Below are 20,053 nucleotides of genomic sequence, written 5' to 3' on the forward strand. Positions count from 1 at the left end.
AGGGCACGAGCGAGGAGAGGGTGGGCATGGCGCGCGCAGGGCTGACCGCGGACCGCCTGGCGCGGGCAGGAGCGGACCTCGCCGACGAGGTCGGCTTCGACCAGGTCACCGTCTCGGCCCTGGCCCGGCGGTTCGACGTCAGGGTCGCGAGCCTGTACTCGCACGTGCGCGACTCCCACGACCTGAAGGTCCGCATCGCCCAGCTCGCCCTGGCGGAGCTGGCCGACCACGGCGCCGCCGCGCTCGCCGGACGCGCCGCCAAGGACGCCCTGGCCGCCCTGGCCGACGTCTACCGCGACTACGCCCGCGAGCACCCCGGCCGCTACGCCGCGGCCCGGCTGCGGCTCACCCCCGAGGAGGCCGCCGCGAGCGCGGGCCCCCGGCACGCCCAGCTGGCCCGCGCCGTCCTGCGCGGCTACGACCTGGCGGAGCCCGACCAGACGCACGCGGTGCGGCTGCTCGGCAGCGTCTTCCACGGCTATGTGAGCCTGGAGCTGGCCGGGGGGTTCAGCCACAGCGCCCCCGACTCGCAGGAGAGCTGGACGCGGATCGTCGACGCCCTCGACGCGCTGCTGCGCAACTGGCCCGCGCCGTCCGCCTGACCCGCGTACCCACCCCTGACGCCCCCGGATGCCCCCGTGGCGTCCCCTGGCATCGCTCGACCAACGGACTGGACCGCCATGCACACCCCGGACACCTGGACCACCACGCCCGTCACCGCCGACCTCCTGCGCGGCGCCCTGGACGTGGAGCGCACCGAACTCGGCGTGCTCCCGCACCGGCTGCCCGCCTGGGCCCGCGCGCAGAACACCGACGGCCAGCTCGCCATGGCCGAGTCCCAGCCCTCCGGCGTGCGCCTCGCGTTCCGCACCCGCGCCACCGCCGTCGAGCTGGACACGCGGCCCACCAAGCGGGTCCACGTGGGCGCCCCACCCCGCCCGGACGGGGTGTACGACCTGCTCGTCGACGGCCGCCTCGCGGCCCGGGCCAGCGCGGCGGGCGGCAACACGCTCACCATCGACATGGCCGCCGGAACCGCCGAGCACACCGCCGGAGAGCCCGCCACCGTCCGCTTCACCGGCCTGGCCGACGGCGCCAAGGACATCGAGATCTGGCTGCCGCACACCGAGACCACCGAACTGATCGCGCTGCGCGCCAACGCCCCGGTCGAGCCCGCCCGCGCCACCGGCCGCAGGGCCTGGCTGCACCACGGCAGTTCGATCAGCCACGGCTCCGACGCGGCGAGCCCCAGCACGACCTGGCCCGCGCTCGCCGCCGCGCTCGGCGAAGTCGACCTGGTCAACCTGGGGTTCGGCGGCGGCGCCCTGCTCGATCCGTTCACCGCGCGGACCCTGCGGGACACCCCCGCCGACCTGATCAGCGTCAAGCTGGGCATCAACCTCGTCAACGCCGACCTGATGCGGCTGCGCGCCTTCACCCCGGCGGTGCACGGCTTCCTCGACACCGTGCGCGAAGGCCACCCCACCGCACCGCTGTTGGTGATCTCGCCGCTGCTGTGCCCCATCCACGAGGACACACCGGGCCCGAGCGCCCCCGACCTGTCGGCACTCAGCTCCGGGCAGTTGAGGTTCCGCGCCACGGGCGACCCGGCGGAGCGCGCCGGGGAAGCTGACCCTCGGCGTCATCCGCGAGGAGCTGGCCCGGATCGTGGCGCTCCGCGCCGCCGACGACCCGCGTCTGCACTACCTCGACGGCCGGGAGCTGTACGGCGAGGCGGACGCCGCCGAGCTGCCGCTGCCGGACGCGCTGCACCCGGACGCCGCGACGCACCGCCGCGTCGGGGAGCGCTTCGCCGCGCGGGCCTTCGCGCCCGGGGGTCCCTTCGCGCCCGGCGGTTCCTTCGCGGCCGACGCGGCTGGCACCCCCGGCCAGCGGTAGGGGCGCGGACCAGGGTGGCCCGGCACGACCGGGGGCGCGGTGCGGCGCGACCGGGTGGCGGCACGGCCAGGTGGCGGAACCCTGGCTTCCCGTATTCGGGAAATTGATCGTTGTCGCACGGTGATTGACGGGGATCGTTCACAAAATTTAGGGTCCGGAGACCCTCACAGATCACCATGGACCACCTGACGGAGAACAATGACGTACTCCCTGGTTTCCCGTCCGCACGCCGCCAAGCTGTCCGCGGCCCTGCTCGCCGCCGTCCTCGTCGCCGCCGTGCCCCCGGTGGCCGCCCCGCGGGCCACCGCCTCGCCCGCCGCCACCCCCGGCTCGGCCCCGTGCCGCGAGGGCGACGGCTGGACGCTCGACAGCACCCGGATCGACCCCAAGGGCACCCACCACGCCTTCGTCGGCAACGGCTACTTGGGGCAGCGCGTGGCGCCCAACGGATCCGGCTACACCGACAGCGAGGCCAAGACCGGCTGGCCCCTGTACACCCCGCGCTACGACGGCTCCTTCGTGTCGGGCCTGTACGCGCACAACAAGCAGACCGCCGGGGACCGGCAGGCCGTCGCGGCGCTGCCCACCTGGACCCCGCTGACCGTCAGCACCGGCGGCTCCGGCGGCGACACATTCAACTCTTCGACGCCGCCGGGGAGGATCTCCGCCTACCGGCAGAGCCTCAACCTGCACTGCGGCCTCGTCCGCACCACCCTGACCTGGACCGCGTCCGACGGCCGCCGCACCGACCTGACCTACGAGGTGCTGGCCGACCGCGTCAACCCGCACGTGGGCGCCGTCCGCCTGAAGCTGCGCCCGCACTGGAGCGGCGAGGCGACCGTCACCGACCTGCTCGACGGCCGCGGGGCACGGCGCGTCGCGCAGACCGGCGGCGGCGACCGCGGCGGCACCGAGCGGCACGGCCGCCCGGGTCCGACCATGGACGTGACCTTCCGCACCGACGGCACCAAGGTCCGCGGCGCCGTCGCCTCCACGCTGCGCCCCGGCCACGGCGTCCGCGACGTCACCGAGCGACGCGCCGGAAAGGCAAGCAAGCTGACGAACCGTCAATCCCTGACGCTGCCGGTGCGCGACGGCGAGTCGTACGAACTCACCAAGTACGTCGGCGTCGACACCGCCCTGACCTCCCGCGCCCCGCGCCGGGACGCCACGGCGGCCTCCCGGCGCGCGGCGGAGCGCGGCTGGGACGCCATGCTCAGGGCCCACAGCGCCGCCTGGGCGAAGCTGTGGCGCGGCGACATCGAGGTGGCCGGGCGGCGCGACCTCCAGACGTGGGTGCGCTCCGCGCAGTACGGACTGCTGTCCAGCACGCGCGACGGCGCCGGGAACAGCATCGCCCCGGCCGGCCTGACCAGCGACAACTACGCGGGCCTGATCTTCTGGGACGCCGAGACCTGGATGTACCCCGCTCTCCTCGCGACCCGGCCCGACCTGGCCAGGACGGTGGTCGACTACCGCTACCGCACGCGCGCGAAGGCCCGCGAGAACGCCCGTGACTTCGGCTACCGGGGCCTGTTCTACCCCTGGAACAGCGGCAGTTCGGGCGACCTGGCCAAGGAGTGCCACAGCGTCGACCCGCCGCACTGCCGCACCCAGATCCACCTCCAGTCCGACATCGCCCTCGCGACCTGGCAGTACTACCTGGCCACCAAGGACACCGAGTGGCTGCGCGAGCGCGGCTGGCCCGTGCTGAAGGGCATCGCCGAGTTCTGGGCGGGCCGCGTCAGCCGCAACGCCGACGGCAGCTACTCCATCAAGGACACCGCCGGGCCCGACGAGTACAGCAACGGCGTCGACGACGCCGTGTTCACCAACGCGGGCGCCGTGATCTCCCTGCGCAACGCCGCGCGCGCCGCCAAGCTGCTCGGCGAGCAGGCCCCCGCCGAGTGGACGAGGATCGCCGAGCGGATCCGCATCCCGTACGACGCCGAGCGCAAGGTCTACGAGCAGTACGACGGCTACCAGGGCAGCCGCATCAAGCAGGCCGACACGGTCCTGCTGATGTACCCCCTGGAGTGGCGGATGCCCGAGGGCGCCGCGGCCGCCACGCTCGACTACTACGCGGAGCGCACCGACCCCGACGGCCCCGCCATGACCGACTCGGTGCACGCCATCGACGCCGCCGGGATCGGCGAGCCCGGCTGCTCCACCTACACCTACCTGGAGCGCTCCATCCGGCCCTTCGTGCGCGGCCCGTTCGCGCAGTTCTCGGAGGCGCGCGGGGACAAGGCGGGCGCCGACGACCCGCTGTCGGGCTCGCCCGCGCACGACTTCCTCACCGGCAAGGGCGGCTTCCTCCAGACGTTCACCCACGGCCTGACCGGCATGCGGATGCGCGAGGACCGGGTGCGCCTGGACCCGACGCTGCCCCCGCAGCTCGCCGAGGGCGTCACCCTGCGCGGCCTGACCTGGCAGGGCCGCACGTACGACGTGGAGATCGGCGCGCACCGCACCACCGTGCGCCTGACCGGCGGCGAGCCGATGACCCTGGACACCCCGCAGGGCGAGCAGATCGTCAGCGAGGGCGCCCCGGCGGTCCTCAAGACCCGCCGCCCCGACCTCACCCCGACCGACAACCTGGCGCGGTGCAGGCCCGCCGAGGCCTCGTCGGAGGAGCCCGGCCTGTACGCGGGCGCCGCGGTCGACGGCAACACCGCCACCGCCTGGACCCCGGACGCGGCCACCGGCACCCTCACGGCGGACCTCGGCGACCCGGTCCGCGTCGAGAAGGTCACGCCCACCTGGACCAGCGTCAAGCCGGTGTCGTACGACGTCCAGGTCTCCCTGGACGGGCGGCACTGGCACGACGCGGACTCCCCGCGGCTCGCGCGGTACGTGCGGGTCACCGTGCGCGGTGAGCAGGACGCCAAGAAGCGGCCCGGCATCGCGGAACTGACCGTGCGGTAGCGCTGTCGCTGGACTTGGACGGCGGCGGTCTGCTTCGCGGTGGGTCTGCTCCGCGCTGGGTTCGCTTCGCGGTGGGTCTGCTCCGCGGTGGGTCCGCGACTGGTCTGGTTCGCCGTCGGGCCTTTGGTCACGCGGTTCCCCGCGCCCTTTCGGGCGCGGGGAACTGCGCTGTTCGGTGCATGTCGCTCACCCGTTCGCAGCCCTTGGTCACCTCAGACCGGAAAAATCGGATAAACAGACCTTGCTCTCCGGTCGGAACGGGCGGCGCTGCCCTGCGCCCGACGTGAAGGGGTCTGCTGATGCGACACCACCTCAGGCGGCGTGCTGGTGCCCGCCGTTGGCCGCGCGGCGCGGTGACGCTCGCCGCCGGTGCCGCCGCGCTGGTCGCACCGCCCGCAGCCGCCGTCACGGCGGCGACGCTCGGGGCGCGCCCGGCTGCGGCGCCTGAGCCGTCGGTGACGGTGCCGGGGGCGGTGTCGGCGGAGGCGTCACCTTCGGCCGGGGCTTCCGTGGGCCCTTCGGCCTCGCCCTCCGGGGCGCCTTCGGCGTCACCGTCTGGGGTGCTGTCGGCTTCGCCCTCGGGGTCGCCTTCGGCCGGGGCTTCCGGGGTCCCCTCGGGTTCGCCCTCCGGGTCGTCTTCGACGTCACCATCTGGGTCGTTGTCGGCTTCGCCCTCGGGGGTGCGTTCGGCGTCACCGTCTGGGGCACTGTTGGCTTCGCCCTCTGGGGCGCCTTCGGCATCAGCGTCCGGGGCGCCTTCGGCGTCACCCTCCGCGGTGGCTTCCGCCGCGCCTTCCGCATCGCCGTCGAGCGTGGCTGCGGCTTCGCCGTCCGCCTCGCCGTCGGTCTCGCCATCCGTGTCAACTCCGGCTCCGGCTCCCGCTGCGGCTCCGGCGTCCCGGGCGGCGTCGCCGTCCGCTTCCCCCGCCGCGTCGCCGCCCGCTCCTCCATCCGTGTCGCCGCCCGCCTCTCCTGCCGCTTCTCCGCCCGCTCCTCCGTCCGCGACGCCATCGGTGTCGCCCCCGCCGTCGGCGCCAACGGCAGCTCACGGCCCCGCCAGTGACGCCGCGCCAGCGGGCAGGAGTGCCACGCCGTCGCCTTCCTCACCCTCCTCGCCCCCGGTGCCTCCCCCACCCCCACCCCCACCGCCCCCCTCGGCCGCGTCACCCTCACCCCCCTCCGCAGCGAAGCCCCACCCCTCCGCCACCCCCACCCCGACCGCTCGCGAACCCCGGAGCCGACCCGGGGGCGCCCAGGCTGACCTGGCGGTCCGTACGGGGGTCGCGGTGGGCGGGGTGGCGCGTCGGGGCGCGGTGGGGGTGCCGGGGCCCGACGGGGTGTACGACTACCGCATCACCGCCGTGAACCACGGCCCGTCGCAGGCCGTAGACGTCGTGGTGCGCGACCAGCTCCCGGAGTCGCTGGTGTTCGTGTCCTCGTCCGACGGCTGCACCGCCAGCGGACGGACCGTCACCTGCGGCCCGCTGCCGAAGCTCGCCGTGGGGGACTCCCACGCGTGGACCGTGACCGTGCGCCTGGCCGACGACTACGAGGGCGATGGCCGGGACATCGTGAACCTGGCGACGGTGTCCTCGGGGACCCACGACCCCGACCGGGACAACAACACCACGTCCGTGACGGGCCTGCCCGTGCCGCCGGGCCGGGGCAGCGCCGACCTCTCCCTGACCAAGACGGCCGTGCTGCCCGGCGACAGGACCTGGGTGCGGCCCGGCGAGACCTTCCGCTACCGGATCACCGTGCGCAACCAGGGGCCCGGCACGGCGCGCGGCGTGCGCGTGAGCGACCCGCTGCCGCGCGGGCTGCGCTTCGTCGGCTCCACGGACGGCTGCGCCCCGGACGGCGCCGGACCGGTCGTCTGCCTCGGCCCCGACCGGCTGGCGCCGGGCGCGTCGGCCACGTACGAGATCACCGTCCGGGTGGCGACCGAGTGGGCCCGCCACCCCGGCAGGATCGAGAACGTCGCCTCGGTGACCGCCACCACGAAGGATCCGGACCCGGGCGACAACCAGAACCCGCCGCACACCCTGTACGTCAGGTCCGAGGGCGAGCTGCCCCACACCGGCGGCGACGTGCCCGCCTGGCTCGGCTGGGCCGCGGGCGCGGCGGTGGCGGGCGGCGGCCTCCTCATGGCGGTGGCCCGGCGGCGCCCGGCCCGGCAGGGGCCGCGGCGATGACGGCACCCCGGCCCTCGGCGGGCGCCCGCCGCCTGACCGCCCTGGTCCTCGCGCTCGGCGCCCTGGTGGGCGGGCTGCTCGCTCCGGCGGCGGCCTCGGGTGCCCGGGCCGAGCTGGCCTTTCCGGTGCACGAGAGCTTCGACAACGGCAATGACCTGGGCACCGCCACCGGCAGCGCCACCTACACCGACGGCTGGCTGCGCCTGACGCCCGCCCAGGCGAACAAGGCCGGTTCGTGGCAGATGAAGGACTCCTTCTCCACGAGCCTCGGCATCGTCGCGGAGTTCACGTACGCCACCTACGGCGGTACCACGTACAGCGGCAGGCGCGGTGACGGCCTGGCGCTCTTCCTCGCCGACGGCAGCGCCCCGATCGGCACCGGGGCCACCGGCGGCGCCCTGGGATACGCCTGCTCCAGCCTCCTCTTCGGCTGCTACAACAACGGCGTGCCCGGCGCGTTCCTCGGCATCGGCATCGACGAGTTCGGGAACTTCTCGTCCAACCAGGTCGCGGCGAGCGGCCCGGGCACCCAGCCCAACAAGATCGTGCTGCGTGGCGGCGGCAACGGCACCTCCGGCTACCACTACGGCACGGCGGCCGACGGCCCCGGCGGCACCGTGGAGACCGGCAGCCGCGCCGAGTACCGCACCGTGCGCGTGGCCGTGCACCCCGAGGGCGGCAGGCTGCTGGTGTCGGTCTGGTCCGACTCGGGGCCCGGCACCCCGCTGACCAAGGTCATCAGCGACTTCGACGTGTCGACCGTCAGCGGTCAGCCCGCGCTGCCGCCCACGTTGCGCGTCGGCTTCTCCGCGGGCACCGGCGGCGCCACCAACAACCACGAGATCGGCGACCTGACGATCAACGTCCCGGCCAACCTGAGCATCGCCAAGTCCGGCAAGCCCGCCACCGCCCCGGCGGCCAGCCGACCCGTCACGTACACCGTGCGCGTCACCAACAGCGACACCAACGCCGTGACCGGCGCCGTCATCAAGGACGCGGCGCCCGGCCTGACGGACGTGACCTGGACGTGCGTCGCGAGCAGCGGCAGCGCGTGCGGCGCGGCGTCGGGCAGCGGCCCCCTGGACACCACGGCCGACCTGGCCCGGGGCGGCACCGTGACCTACACCGTCACCGGCACCGCCCCCGCCCAGCCGACCACCCTCACCAACACGGCGACGGTCACCGCCCCCAGAGACCGCACCGACACCGACCCCACGGACGACACCGCCACCGCCGCCACCACCGTTACCGCACGGGCCGACGCGGCCGTCACCAAGGAGGGCGTCGGCCCGGGCCCCGTACGGCCCGGCGAGGAGTTCGACTACCGCGTCACGGTCCACGACCACGGGCCGTCCGACACCACCGGCGTCACCGTCACGGACACCCTGCCCACCGGCCTGACGTTCGTGTCGTCCGCCGACGGCTGCACGGCGGCCGGACAGACCGTCACCTGCCCCGCGGCGGACCGGCTCGCCGCGAACGCCTCCGTGTCGTGGACGTTCCGGGTCCGGCTGGACCCCGCGTACACCGGCGACGGCTCCGACCTCGGCAACACCGCGGAGGTCCACCACGACGTCACCGACCCCGACCCCGCCAACAACACCAGCGCCGCGGCCCCGCCCCCGGGCGGAGTGCGCGCCCCCGCCGCCGACCTCGCCACCGTCAAGCAGACCACGACCAGTGAGCCGGTGGCGCCCGGAGAGGAGTACGCGTACACGGTGACGGTCACCAACCAGGGCCCGTCCCTGGCGCGGGACGTCCGCGTCAGCGACCCCCTGCCGACCTCGCTGACGTACGTGTCGTCCGCCGACGCCTGCGCCGTGAGCGAGTCCACGGTGAGCTGCGGCCCGGCGGAGACCCTCGCGCCGGGCGCCTCGGTGTCGTGGACGTTCCGGGTGCGCCTGGACGCCGGCTACACCGGCGACGGCACGGACCTCCTCAACGTCGCTACCGCCACCGCCGCCACCGCCGACCCCGACACCGGAAACAACAGCGGCGGCGCCTCCACGCCCGGCGGCACGGTCAGGCCCCCCACCGCCGACCTGGAATTCGGCAAGACGGCCGAGAACACCCCCACGTGACGCGTCCCACCGAAGCGGCGGGACGCGTCCCCCGTACGTCCGTACCGCGGTGTACGCGACCGGAGCACGAACGGAACCGATGTGAGATGAGTACGACACGACATCGCCGAGGCCGCCTGGCGGTCGCGGTGGCCGCCGCGCTGGTCTGCGCGCTGCCGCAGGGGCAGGCCCCGGCCCAGGCGGCGCCGTCCGGCGCGGCGCGGGTCACCACGGAGCTGGCCCGCGCCCCGCTGGGCCGGGCGGACACCCCGCCCGGCGGCCTGGTCACGTACACCCTGACGGCGACCAACAGGGGCCCCTCGGTGGCTCGTGACGTGACCGCGTCGGACACGCTGCCCGAGGGCATGTCGTTCGTGTCGTCGGCCGACGGCTGCACCGCCAGCGGGCGCACGGTGACCTGCGGTCCGGAGCCGGAGCTGACGGTCGGGCAGACCAAGACGTGGTCGTTCATCGCCCAGCTCAGCCCGGCCTACCGGGGTGACGGCTCCGACCTCGGCAACAGCGCGTCGGGCACCTCCGACGCCACCGACCCGGACCCGGACAACAACACGCCCGACCCGGTCACGCCGCCGGGACCGTTCACGCCCCAGTCCGACGTGTCGACGGTGAAGACGGCGATCGGCAGCGGCCCGACCGTGCCCGGCGAGGAGTTCGCGTACGAGATCCAGGTCCACAACGCCGGACTGTCGGACGCCCGCAACGTGATGGCCACGGACACCCTGCCGGAGGGCATCGTCTTCGTGTCGTCCGCCGACCCGTGCGCCGCGGAGGGCCAGCGGGTGACCTGCGGCCCGCACGCCAAGCTGGTGCCGGGCGCGTCGGTGACGTGGACGTTCAAGGTGAAGCTGAGCGCCGCCTACCAGGGCGACGGCTCCGCCCTGCGCAACACCGCCACCGCCACGTCCGACTCCGAGGACCCCGACACATCCAACAACACCAGCGCGGCCGTCCTGCCGCCGGGCGGCGTCAGCGAGCCGCGGGCCGACCTGTGGGCCGCCAAGGAGCCCACCACCAGCACGCCGATCGCCCCCGGCGAGACCTTCACCTACGCCGTCACCGCCACCAACGACGGCCCCTCGCGCGCCCTGAACACCACGGCCACCGACCGGCTGCCCGATCAGCTCGCCTTCGTGGAGTCCGCCGACGGCTGCACCGCCACCGGCCAGGACGTCACTTGCGGGCCCGAGGGCATGCTTGAGCCGGGCGCGTCCAAGACCTGGACGTTCACCGTCCGCCTCGACCCCGGATACACCGGCGACGGCGGCGACATCCGCAACACCGCGGCCGTCTCCTCCGACACCGCCGACCCCGCCCCCGGCAACAACACCGCCGAGGCCGGTCTTCCGGGCAGCGCCGTCAACAAGCCCACCGCCGACCTGGCCGTCACCAAGACCGCCGTCGGCGACACCCCGCCCCGCCCCGGCGACACCTTCGACTACAAGGTCACCGTCACCAACGAGGGCCCGTCCGCCGACGCGTTCAACGTCCGGCTCACCGACGACCTGCCGCTCGGCCTGTCGTACGTGTCCTCCGCGCCGGAGGGCTGCACGGTCTCCGGGCAGGCGGTCTCCTGCCGCCGCGATACCCCCCTGAAGGTCGGCGAGTCGGTGGAGTACACGCTGACGGTGAAGGTCGACCCCGCCTACCAGGGCGACGGCAGCGACCTGCGCAACACCGCCCGGGTCACCGCCGACAACATCGACCCCGCCAGCGACAACGACACCGACACGGCCGCGCCGCCCGGCGGTCAGATCGCGCCGCCGTCCGCCGACCTCGCCGTCGAGAAGAAGCCGGTCACGGACCAGCCCGTCACCCCGGGCCAGACCTTCGACTACGCGGTGACGGTCACCAACAACGGCCCCTCGCAGGCCGAGCAGGTCCGGGTGTCCGACGTGCTGCCGACGGCGCTGAGCTTCGTCTCGTCGGACGACCCGTGCGCCGCGGGCCGCACGGTCACCTGCGGACCGCTGGCCGCGCTGGCGCCCGGCGCGTCGGTGAGCTGGGTGTTCAAGGTGAAGCTCGCCGCCACCTACACCGGCGACGGCAGCGACCTGGACAACACGGCCACGGTGTCGTCGGCGACCGCGGACCCCGTCGCCGCCAACAACTCCAGCACCACGGGCCCGCCCGGCGGCCGGGTCAACGAGCCCTCGGCGGATCTGGAGGTGTCCAAGCAGATCCCGTGACGCGGCCCGAGGCGCCCGCGCGCCGCGGCCCCTGACCGCCGTGAAGCCCTGGGGACGAAACCCCAGGGCTTCACGGCTGTCCGCGGTGCCGGTCAGGTGCCGCTGACGTGCCGGTCGCGGGCGGCGCCCAGGCCCACCGCCACCTGTGGGGCGAGCAGCACCAGGAGCACGGCCAGCGGTACGGTCCAGTCGTGGGAGGCGTCGTGGACGGCGCCCAGGATCGCGGGGCCCGTCGCCGCCAGGATGTAGCCGAAGCACTGCGCCATGCTGGACAGCTGCGCCACGTGCCGGGTGTCCGGCGCCCGCTGCACGATGAACAGCAGCGCCAGGCTGATGGCCGCGCCCTGCCCGAGGCCCAGCAGGACCATCCACAGGTACGCCCCGCCGACCGGGGCGGCGAGCAGACCGGCGTACCCGGCCGCGCACAGCACCGCGCCGAGCGTCGCGAGGCTGCCCGAGCCGAGGCGCCTGCCGACGGCGACCGGCGCCAGGAACGACCCGGCGATGCCGAGCAGCGACGAGAACGACAGCATCCACCCGGCGTCGCCCGCGCTCATCCCGGAGTCCTGGAGCAGCGTCGGCAGCCAGGCCGCGGCGGCGTAGTAGTTCAGCGACTGCAGGCCCATGTACGCGGTGACCTGCCAGGCGAGCACGGAGCGCCACAGGCCCCGCACCGGGTGCGCCGCCTGCCGGGCCGCCGCCGCGCCGACCCGGGTGCGCGAGCGCGTCTGCGGCAGCCACACCACGAGCGCCACCACCGCGAGCGCCCCCCAACAGGCCAGCGTGGTCCGCCAGTCCATCCCCGACGCCTCCTTGACCGGCAGCGTCACACCCGCCGCGAGCGCGGCCCCGCCGAACAGTGACATCGAGTACAGGCCGGTCATCAGCCCGGCCCGTGCCGGGAAGTCCCGCTTGATGAGCCCGGGCAGCAGCACGTTCGCGACGGCGATGCCCGCCCCGATCACGACGGTCCCGGCGAACAGCGCGACCACCGAGTCGACCAGCCGCAGCACGGTGCCCGCGCAGATCAGCGCCATCGTCGCCAGCAGCGAGCGCTCCATGCCGAAGCGGCGGCCGAGGCGCGGCGCCACGGGCGCGAGCAGGCCGAAGCAGAGCAGCGGCAGCGCGGTCAGCAGGCTGGTGGCCGCCGCCGACATGCCGCTGTCGGTGCGGACGGTGTCCGCGAGCGGGGACACGGCGACCAGCGCGGGGCGCAGGTTCAGGGCGAGCAGGACGACGCCGAGCCCCAGGTACAGGGCGCGGCGGCCGGTGGCGCCGGGCGGGGGCCCAGGGGGTGCTGCGGGGGCGTCGGTGTCCGCCCGCGCCATGGTGGCGGCGGGCCCTTCCCTGCGCATGGGGCGACTCCTCGGGGACTCGGGGGGTGGGGGTACGGGGGTATCGCGGGGTACGGGGCGCGTGTCAGCGCGTGGGTTCGGCGTCCGCCTCGTCCTGGGGCTGTGCGCGCAGCGCGGCCATGGCCTCGGAGAGATGGGCGAGGACCGCGGCCTCGGCGGCCTCGGGGTCCTTCGCCTCGATGGCGTCGACGATCGCGCGGTGCGCGTCGATCTGGTGGCGTACGGCGTCGGGGACCGGGGCGCCGATCACGGACCGCACAGCCGAGCGCATCGCGTCGCTGAGGTGCCCGTAGAGATCGGCGAGCACAGCGTTGTGGGCCGCCGCGGCGACCGCGCGGTGCAGGGTCAGGTCCGCGTCGACGAACGCCTCCACGTCCCCGCTGTCCCAGGCCCGGTCGCGCTCGGCGAGCGCGGACCGCAGCGCCGCCACGTCCTCGGGAGTGCGGCGCTCGGCCGCGTACCGGGCGGCGTCGCGCTCGAGCGACGCCCGCACCTCGTACGCCTCCAGGAGCCCGGCCCTGCGCACCCGGCGCTGCACGGCCGCCCCGAAGTCACTGCTGGCCCGCACGTAGGTGCCGTCGCCCTGGCGCGGTTCGAGCATGCCGGTGTGCACCAGGGCGCGGACCGCCTCGCGGACCGTGTTCCGCCCGACCGCCAGCTGCTCCACGAGCAGCGGCTCGGCCGGGATCTTCTCCCCGACCTTCCACTCCCCGTCGGAGATCAGGCTCTCCATCTGGGCGATGACCATGTCGACGAGGTTCGTGCGTGCGGTGCTGCGCAGCGGCATGGAGCGACGGCCTCTCTCGGGTTCTCGTGCTGTCTCGGGTACGACGGACGTAAACATGGGAACATCCCATGTTTACGAGTGTCAACCGACGATCAGCGCGAGCAGGGCGGTGGCCACGGTGAGCGTGACCCCGAAGGCGCCACCGGCGCGCAGCAGGGCTCCCGGGCGTGAGGCGCCGTCCCGGCGGGCGAGCAGCGCGGTGGCGACGGCGACGAGGAGGCCGGTCAGGACGGCGGTGGTGAGCGCGAGCAGCAGCAGGGCCCAGGCGGCGGGAGTGGCGGGCATCGGCGGTCTACCTTCCCCGGCCGGTGACCGGCCGTGGCGCGTCGGTGGATGACACCGGGGAATGTGCCCCAACTCGCGTACAGCGGCGTTCGGTTGGACGAAGATGAACAGCGCTGAACACGCGGCAGGGGGTGGGTTCGTGGAGGAGCCGGTGGCGGCGGGCGCGGACGAGCGGGATCCGCTGGCCGAGCTGAAGGGGCGGCTGCGGAGCCTGCGGGCCCAGCGGCGGCTCTCGATGATCACGCTGTCCCGGCGGGCCGGGCTCGGCCGGACCACCGTCAGCCTGGCGCTGAACGGCGACGCCCTGCCCAGCGAGGCGACCGTCGCCGCGCTGGCCGAGACCCTTGGCGCCGACGCCGAGCCGCTGCTGCGGCTGCGGGACCGGGTGGTGTCACCGCGCGCCGGGGCGTCTCGGCGCGCGGCGCGGGGGCCGGTCGCCGAGCGGGTCCCCGATCCGGTCGCCGCGCGGGGGGACCGGGAGGACTTCGAGAGCTGGTACCGGGCCTACGTGGAGCGGCGCTACGGGCAGCTCTCCGTGATCGGACTCGACCTGTCGCGGCCGGAGCGGAACTGCTGGCCGCTGGACGCCGCGTACCTCAGCCTGGAGTTCAGCACGCCCGCGCAGGCGTTGCCGCCGGGGGTCCTTGAGGACGGGCGTGCCGGGGGTACGGCGACCAGTGTGGAGCGCGCCGAGCAGGCCCTCGCGGGGCGGCACCGGACCCTCGTGCGCGGGCTCGCGGGCAGCGGCAAGACCACGCTGCTGCACTGGCTCGCGGTCACCACGGCCCGGCGCGCGCTGCCCGCCGAGCTGTCCCACCTGGCGGACCGCGTGCCCTTCGTGCTGCCGCTGCGGTCGCTGGTGCGGCGGGGCGAGCTGCCCGCGCCGCGCGAGTACCTGGCCGCGACCGGCTGCCCCCGCGCGGGGGCCCAGCCGCCCGGCTGGGCCGACCAGGTCCTCGTCGAGGGCCGGGGCCTGCTGCTCGTCGACGGCCTCGACGAGGTGCCCCAGGCGCAGCGCGCCCGGACCCGGCAGTGGCTGCGCGACCTCCTCGCGGCCTTCCCGCGGGCCGCCTGCCTGGTCACGACCCGGCCGTCCGCGGTGCCCGAGGGGTGGCTGGCCGACGGGGGCTTCGCCGAGCTGACGGTGCGGCCGATGGGGAGCCGGGACGTCGCGGTGTTCGTGACGCGCTGGCACGCCGCGGCTGCCGCGGACGCCGCGGACGCCGCGGGCGAGCAGGAGCGGGCTCAGCTGGTCGCCCTCGGCGAGGAGTTGAAGGACACCGTGCGCTCCCAGCGCGACCTGTCCCTGCTGACGACCACCCCGCTGCTGTGCGCCCTGGTCTGCGCCCTGCACCGCGACCGGCGCGGGCATCTCCCGCACGGCCGCATGGAGCTGTACGAGGCCGCCCTCTCCATGCTCCTCCACCGCCGCGACCGCGAACGCGACATCGACGCCCCCGAGGGCCTCGCCCTCACCGAGCACCAGAGCGTCCAGATCTTGCAGCGCCTGGCGTACTGGCTGATCCGCAACGGCCAGACCGAACTCGACCACGACATGGCCGTGGGCCTCATCGACGACGCGCTACCGGCGATGCCGCATGTGGCCCAACAGGCGGACGCCGAGGGCGTCTTGAGGTACCTGCTTGCCCGCTCCGGGCTGCTGCGCCAGCCCAGCGCCGAGACGATCGATTTCGTTCACCGGACGTTTCAGGACTACCTCGGTGCGAGGGCGGCCATCGAGGCCCGCGATCTCCCCCTGCTGGTGCGGCACGCGCACGAGGACCAGTGGGAGGACGTGGTACGGATGGCGGTCGCCCACGCCCGACCGGCGGAACGGGCCACGCTGCTGCGGCGCCTGATCGCCCGCGGCGACCGTGTCGCCAAGCACCGCACGCGGCTGCACCTGCTGGCGATGGCTTGCCTCGAACACGCCACGGAACTGGATCCCGCCGTGCGGGAGGAGGTGGAGCGGCGAGCTGCCGCGCTGCTGCCTCCGCGCAGCACCCAGGCGGCGAACACGCTGGCCGCGGCTGGCCCGATCATCCTGGACCTGCTGCCCGGCCCCGACGGTCTGGAGGAGGACGAGGCGGCGGCGGTCGTCCACGTGGCGCGGCAGATCGGGGGCGACGCGGCTCTCATGGTCATGAAGAGGTTCCGCGCGAGCACCAGCACGCGCGTGCTGGCCGCCCTCCAGGAAAGTTGGGACACCTTCGATGCCGAGGACTACGCGCAGGTCGTGCTGCGCCACTTGACTCGCCCCTATCTGCTGAGAGTGCGCTCCGCTGAGCAGCTTGCCGCACTCCGTACGCTGCCGACTCCGGCTTCCGTGACTTTCGACGGCGACTTCAGGAGCTCGGACATCGTCGGCGCTGTGATGCAGGGGAGGGTTGATTCACTGGAGATCGTGAGCAACTCCGTGCTGCGGGATGTGGAGGTGCTGAGGCATCTTCCGTCCGTGTCCCATCTCTTTCTCAGGCGCTGCCCGGAGATCATGGAGTTCGGAGGCATCCGGCACCTGACAGAGTTGCGGCACCTGACTCTAGAGCTGGGGCTCGGGCGCGGGGGACTTCGACGGCTGCCCGAGCACGATGCCCTGACCCACCTGATGCTGTGGGAGAAGACGTGCGTGAGCCTGGAAACGCTGGAAGGGGTGGGCCGGTGGCCGAACCTCGCGACGTTGAACCTGTGCGGTCCCGTGGACGGACTGTCTCTCGCGGTGAAGCTGCCCAAGCTCAACCGGCTCATGCTGCAGACCGGCGCCGATGTGTCCATGCTGGCGCAGCTTCCCCGTCGCCACAGATCCGGAGCCTGTATCTGAGCGGGCGTAAGGGCGTCGGTGACCTGAGGCATGTGCGCAGGGCCCTGCCCTGCCTCAAGGCACTGGAGATCGGTTGCTGGGACGCAAACTCCACCACGGTCGACCTCACGCCCTTGCGGGGCATGCCGGAGCTGGCCATGACGCTCACGGGCGCACGGGAAGTGGTGGGAATGGAGCACTTCCCACCCGGCGCCATCACCCGCAAACCCCGCTCCCGCGTCTGACCCGTACCTCGTAAGCCCCCAGCACCACCCCCACCGTCCCCAGGCTCACCCAGAACTGCGCCCGGCTGTCCGGCAGGAAGGCCATCGCCCCGATGACCGCCACCATCGCGGCGACCGTGGCGCGGCTCAGCCAGGGGAAGCCCCACATCCGTACGCCGAGGCGCTCCGGCGGCAGGGTGGGGCGCATGCGGAGGTGGGCGAGGGCGATGGCGACGTACACGAACAGGGCGATCGCGCCGTAGGAGTCGATGAGGAACTGGAAGACGAGGTCGGGGAGATCCACGCGGCGATGACGGAGGCGTAGCCGACCGACGTGCCAGCGAGGATGGCGCGGCGCGGTACGCCGCCCCGGCTGAGCCGGGTGAAGCCGCGCGGCGCGTCGCCACCGCGGGTGAGCGCGAAGAGCATCCGGGAGGACGTGTAGAGCGCGGAGTTGAGGCAGGACAGGACCGCCACCAGGACGACCGCGTTCATGACGGTCGCCGCCGCGGGCACGTCCAGGCGTTCCAGGACGGCGGCGTACGGGCTGACCTCGACGGCCTCGTCGGTCCAGGGCACGACGGCGACGACCACGAGGATCGACAGGACGTAGAAGGCGACGACGCGCAGGATGATGGAGCGGATCGCGGCGGCGACGGCCCGCTCGGGCTCGGTGGACTCGGCCGCGGCGATGGTGACGATCTCCGCGCCGGTGAAGAACCCGATGCACGGCACCACGGCGGCGAGCACCGCGCCGACGCCCTCCGGCGCGAACCCGCCGTGCGCGGTCAGGTGCCCGAGCCCGCCCGAGGCCCCCGGCCAGAGCCCGCACACGTACAGCGCGCCGAGGAACAGGAAGACGACGATGGCGAGCACCTTCACGGACGAGAACCAGAACTCGAACTCGCCGAAGGAGCGCGCGGAGACCATGTTCGTGGCGGTGAGCACCGCCATCAGGACCAGGCTGATCGCCCACAACGGCGCGTCCGGCAGCCAGAGTTGGACGATCCGGCCGCCCGCCACCGCCTCCACGGCGACGACGATCACGAAGAAGTACCAGTAGAGCCAGCCGACGGCGAAGCCCGCCCGCGCGCCCAGCGTCTCGCGGACGTGGGCGTAGAACGACCCGAGCGCGGGGCGGGCCACGGTCATCTCGGCGAGCATCCGCATGACGAGGACCGTCAGGCCGCCCGCCGCCAGGAAGGACAGCACGGCCCCGGGCCCGGCGGACCGTACGACCACGCCGCTGCCGACGAAGAGGCCCGCCCCGATCACCCCGCCGAGCGCGATCAGGTTCATGTGCCGTCGCTTCAGGCCCCTGCCGAGGCCGCCGGTGTCCGGGGAGCCGGAGGAGGCGGCGGCCGAGTCGGTGGCGGGGGGCGTGGTGTCGCTCGTGTCCGTGCTCACGGGGAGCGACGCTAGGCGGCGAATCCTGCGGGCGTGTTGCGGCGGTGTTGCGACCGCGACGCTCCAGCGGCCGGGCCCTCGGCAGGCGGGCACGTGACTGTCCGGCCAGGTCGTGACCAACCGGCCGGGGCGTGACCAACCGGCCGGGTCGTGGGACGGCCTACCCGGCCGGGTCCGTGAGCCGCGCCGCGATCTCCTCCGCGTCCAGCACCAGCGCGAAGCCCTTGCGCAGCACGGCGAGTTCCGGCTCCTGCCGGGACTCGTCATCCGTGGCGGTGGTGTCCGCGCCGAACACCACGTGGTACCCGCGCTCGTACGCCTGCCGGGCGGTGGTGCCGCAGCAGTAGTTGGTGAGCGTGCCGGTGACGATGACGGTGTCGCGGCGCAGGTTGCGCAGCACCGTGTCGAGCGGGGTGTCGTAGAAGGCGCCGTACGACGGCTTGCGGATCAGCACCTCGTCCTCGCGGGGCCCCAGTTCGGGCCAGACCCGGGCGGGGCCCGGCCTGCGCCAGTCGGTGTCGCCGTGCGGCAGGTGGCGCAGCGCGTGCGGGCGGTCCAGGCCCAGGTGCGTGTCGTCGAAGACCGTCCAGATGACGGGGACGCCGACCGCCCGGCAGCGGTCGACCAGGCGGCGCAGCCGCGGTGCCATGCGCGTGGCGGCGGGCACCCAGTACGGGCTGAAGCCGGGCCGGACGAACTCGTCCTGCATGTCGATGACCAGCAGCGCCGCGCGCTCGGCGCGCAGCGGGAACGAGGCGCGCCCGCGCTCGTACCCCTCCCGCGCCCGCTGCGTCACCCACTCCTCCGTGTACGCCACGCCGTTGTCCGTGTGCACCGTCGAACCTCCCCTGGGCCGTGCGCGACCGAGCGCCGCGCCGATGTCCTGTCGTGTACCTCGTTTCGAGGTACCTCGATTCGATGTGCGACCATAGCAGCATGCTGGAGCTGGCGATCCTGGGTTTCCTGGCCGAAGGGCCTCTGCACGGCTACGAGTTGCGGCGGCGGGTGGCGTCGCTGTCCGGCCACACGCGGCCGGTCAGCGACGGCAGCCTGTATCCGGCGATCAACCGCCTGGTGGCGGCGGGCCTCCTGGAGCGGCGCGCCGAGCCGGGCGCCGCGGCCGCGCGGCGGCACGTCCTGAGCCTCACCGGCACCGGCCGCGCCGACCTGCTGCGCCGCCTGCGGGAGCCCGCCGAGCACGACATCACCGACAGCGCCCGCTTCGGCACGGTCCTCGCGTTCCTCTCCCACCTGCCCGACGCGGCCGAGCGGCACGCCGTGCTCCGCCGCCGCCTGGAGTTCCTGGAGCGCCCGGCGAGCTTCTTCTACGACGGCGACCGCCCCCTGGGCGCGGACGACGTCGAGGACCCCTACCGGCGCGGCATGCTCGTCGTGGCCCGCGCCACCAGCCGCGCCGAACGCGCGTGGCTGCGCGAGACCCTGGAGGGCGCGTGCTGAGCACGGACGAGGTGCGGGACCTGCTCGCCCCGCGCGTGGTGGGCAAGTGGGACGAGGGCGCGGGCCTCGTCCTGGAGGTCGTGGGCATCGAGGTCGTCCTGACCGGGCGGAAGCTCACCGTGTACCTGGAGGTCGTCGCGCCCGACGGCCGCTGGCGGCTGCGCTCCGACCGCGACAACAGCGACGTGAACGTCTTCAACGGCCGCCCGCCCGAGGAACTCCTCCACTGGATCGCCTGGTCACTGCGCGTCGAGCTGTTCGAGTGGTGGCACACCAAGCGGTCGGAACGGCGCTCGGCCAAGCTCGGCGAACGGCTGGACGCGGGGCCCGACGCGGGGCCCGGCAAGGGCTCAGGACCGGCCCCCGCAGGGGGCTCCTGAGGTCCGACGCGGGCTCGTGAGGTGATCTATGGGGCACCGTTACACGATCTCCGGATGGCCGCAATGGCGGG

14 protein-coding genes and 1 pseudogene are annotated in these 20,053 nt (G+C 74.2%); 9 read left to right on the plus strand and 6 right to left on the minus strand.

The window, feature by feature from the left end; genetic code table 11:
* Nucleotides 1–26: 26 nt before the first annotated feature.
* The 6 genes and pseudogenes from ACOBQU_RS34955 to ACOBQU_RS34980 all read left to right on the plus strand — a co-directional run bounded on the left by ACOBQU_RS34955 (nucleotide 27) and on the right by ACOBQU_RS34980 (nucleotide 11,289).
* Nucleotides 27–602: a TetR/AcrR family transcriptional regulator gene (locus ACOBQU_RS34955; protein WP_423632887.1), complete on the plus strand. Its 576-nt coding sequence runs from the start codon at nucleotides 27–29 to the stop codon at nucleotides 600–602.
* A 78-nt stretch (nucleotides 603–680) separates the two neighbouring features.
* Nucleotides 681–1,899: pseudogene (locus tag ACOBQU_RS34960) on the plus strand (GDSL-type esterase/lipase family protein).
* A 198-nt stretch (nucleotides 1,900–2,097) separates the two neighbouring features.
* Complete coding sequence (locus tag ACOBQU_RS34965) at nucleotides 2,098–4,827, plus strand: discoidin domain-containing protein (protein ID WP_423632888.1); 2,730 nt, start codon at nucleotides 2,098–2,100, stop codon at nucleotides 4,825–4,827.
* Nucleotides 4,828–6,122: 1,295 nt separating this feature from the next.
* Nucleotides 6,123–7,022, plus strand: a complete 900-nt coding sequence (locus ACOBQU_RS34970; RefSeq protein ID WP_423632890.1) for a DUF11 domain-containing protein — start codon at nucleotides 6,123–6,125, stop codon at nucleotides 7,020–7,022.
* The gene (locus ACOBQU_RS34975; RefSeq protein WP_423632891.1) at nucleotides 7,019–9,103 is read left to right on the plus strand and encodes a hypothetical protein; all 2,085 of its coding nucleotides are present in this window, start codon (nucleotides 7,019–7,021) and stop codon (nucleotides 9,101–9,103) included. The genes ACOBQU_RS34970 and ACOBQU_RS34975 overlap by 4 nt, the downstream gene beginning before the upstream one ends.
* An 86-nt stretch (nucleotides 9,104–9,189) precedes the next feature.
* Nucleotides 9,190–11,289 (plus strand): hypothetical protein, encoded by a 2,100-nt coding sequence (locus ACOBQU_RS34980; protein ID WP_423632893.1) that lies wholly within the window; start codon nucleotides 9,190–9,192, stop codon nucleotides 11,287–11,289.
* 92 nt (nucleotides 11,290–11,381) lie between these two features.
* Here ACOBQU_RS34980 and ACOBQU_RS34985 read toward each other — a convergent pair whose 3' ends face one another.
* The 3 genes from ACOBQU_RS34985 to ACOBQU_RS34995 all read right to left on the minus strand — a co-directional run bounded on the left by ACOBQU_RS34985 (nucleotide 11,382) and on the right by ACOBQU_RS34995 (nucleotide 13,716).
* Nucleotides 11,382–12,617, minus strand: a complete 1,236-nt coding sequence (locus ACOBQU_RS34985) for a CynX/NimT family MFS transporter (RefSeq protein WP_423634917.1) — start codon at nucleotides 12,615–12,617, stop codon at nucleotides 11,382–11,384.
* A gap of 91 nt (nucleotides 12,618–12,708) precedes the next feature.
* On the minus strand, nucleotides 12,709–13,431 hold the full coding sequence (locus ACOBQU_RS34990) for a FadR/GntR family transcriptional regulator (RefSeq protein WP_423632895.1): 723 nt from the start codon (nucleotides 13,429–13,431) through the stop codon (nucleotides 12,709–12,711).
* Between the two features lie 81 nt (nucleotides 13,432–13,512).
* The gene (locus tag ACOBQU_RS34995) at nucleotides 13,513–13,716 is read right to left on the minus strand and encodes a hypothetical protein (protein ID WP_423632897.1); all 204 of its coding nucleotides are present in this window, start codon (nucleotides 13,714–13,716) and stop codon (nucleotides 13,513–13,515) included.
* 139 nt (nucleotides 13,717–13,855) lie between these two features.
* Here ACOBQU_RS34995 and ACOBQU_RS35000 point away from each other — a divergent pair, with 139 nt between their 5' ends.
* Nucleotides 13,856–16,534 carry an NACHT domain-containing protein gene (locus ACOBQU_RS35000; protein ID WP_423632899.1) on the plus strand — a complete coding sequence of 893 codons (2,679 nt, stop codon included), beginning with the start codon at nucleotides 13,856–13,858 and terminating at the stop codon, nucleotides 16,532–16,534.
* 195 nt (nucleotides 16,535–16,729) lie between these two features.
* Here ACOBQU_RS35000 and ACOBQU_RS35005 read toward each other — a convergent pair whose 3' ends face one another.
* From ACOBQU_RS35005 to ACOBQU_RS35015, 3 genes are all read right to left on the minus strand, one after another.
* Nucleotides 16,730–16,978: a hypothetical protein gene (locus ACOBQU_RS35005; protein ID WP_423632901.1), complete on the minus strand. Its 249-nt coding sequence runs from the start codon at nucleotides 16,976–16,978 to the stop codon at nucleotides 16,730–16,732.
* Nucleotides 16,885–18,144 carry an amino acid permease gene (locus ACOBQU_RS35010; protein WP_423632903.1) on the minus strand — a complete coding sequence of 420 codons (1,260 nt, stop codon included), beginning with the start codon at nucleotides 18,142–18,144 and terminating at the stop codon, nucleotides 16,885–16,887. The genes ACOBQU_RS35005 and ACOBQU_RS35010 overlap by 94 nt, the downstream gene beginning before the upstream one ends.
* Before the next feature lie 160 nt (nucleotides 18,145–18,304).
* The gene (locus ACOBQU_RS35015) at nucleotides 18,305–18,979 is read right to left on the minus strand and encodes an isochorismatase family cysteine hydrolase (protein ID WP_423632905.1); all 675 of its coding nucleotides are present in this window, start codon (nucleotides 18,977–18,979) and stop codon (nucleotides 18,305–18,307) included.
* Nucleotides 18,980–19,080: 101 nt separating this feature from the next.
* On the opposite strand from ACOBQU_RS35015, the gene ACOBQU_RS35020 reads away from it, so the two are divergent.
* Together ACOBQU_RS35020 and ACOBQU_RS35025 are read left to right on the plus strand one after the other, a co-directional pair.
* Entirely contained in the window at nucleotides 19,081–19,602 is a 522-nt protein-coding gene (locus ACOBQU_RS35020; RefSeq protein ID WP_423632907.1) for a PadR family transcriptional regulator, read from the plus strand.
* Nucleotides 19,596–19,982 carry a hypothetical protein gene (locus ACOBQU_RS35025; protein WP_423632908.1) on the plus strand — a complete coding sequence of 129 codons (387 nt, stop codon included), beginning with the start codon at nucleotides 19,596–19,598 and terminating at the stop codon, nucleotides 19,980–19,982. Before ACOBQU_RS35020 ends, ACOBQU_RS35025 begins: the two co-directional genes overlap by 7 nt.
* The last annotated feature ends 71 nt before the right edge of the window (nucleotides 19,983–20,053 follow it).

Source organism: Streptomyces sp. G45 (assembly GCF_049542095.1).
Lineage (GTDB): Bacteria > Actinomycetota > Actinomycetes > Streptomycetales > Streptomycetaceae > Streptomyces.

Excerpts from the sequence above, each read along its gene's own strand:
- ACOBQU_RS34975 (WP_423632891.1), top strand. The coding sequence starts at position 7,019 with ATGACGGCACCCCGGCCCTCGGCGGGCGCCCGCCGCCTGACCGCCCTG.
- ACOBQU_RS34995 (WP_423632897.1), bottom strand. The coding sequence starts at position 13,716 with ATGCCCGCCACTCCCGCCGCCTGGGCCCTGCTGCTGCTCGCGCTCACC.
- ACOBQU_RS34980 (WP_423632893.1), top strand. The coding sequence starts at position 9,190 with ATGAGTACGACACGACATCGCCGAGGCCGCCTGGCGGTCGCGGTGGCC.
- ACOBQU_RS34985 (WP_423634917.1), bottom strand. The coding sequence starts at position 12,617 with ATGGCGCGGGCGGACACCGACGCCCCCGCAGCACCCCCTGGGCCCCCG.
- ACOBQU_RS34990 (WP_423632895.1), bottom strand. The coding sequence starts at position 13,431 with ATGCCGCTGCGCAGCACCGCACGCACGAACCTCGTCGACATGGTCATC.
- ACOBQU_RS35020 (WP_423632907.1), top strand. The coding sequence starts at position 19,081 with ATGCTGGAGCTGGCGATCCTGGGTTTCCTGGCCGAAGGGCCTCTGCAC.
- ACOBQU_RS34965 (WP_423632888.1), top strand. The coding sequence starts at position 2,098 with ATGACGTACTCCCTGGTTTCCCGTCCGCACGCCGCCAAGCTGTCCGCG.
- ACOBQU_RS34955 (WP_423632887.1), top strand. The coding sequence starts at position 27 with ATGGCGCGCGCAGGGCTGACCGCGGACCGCCTGGCGCGGGCAGGAGCG.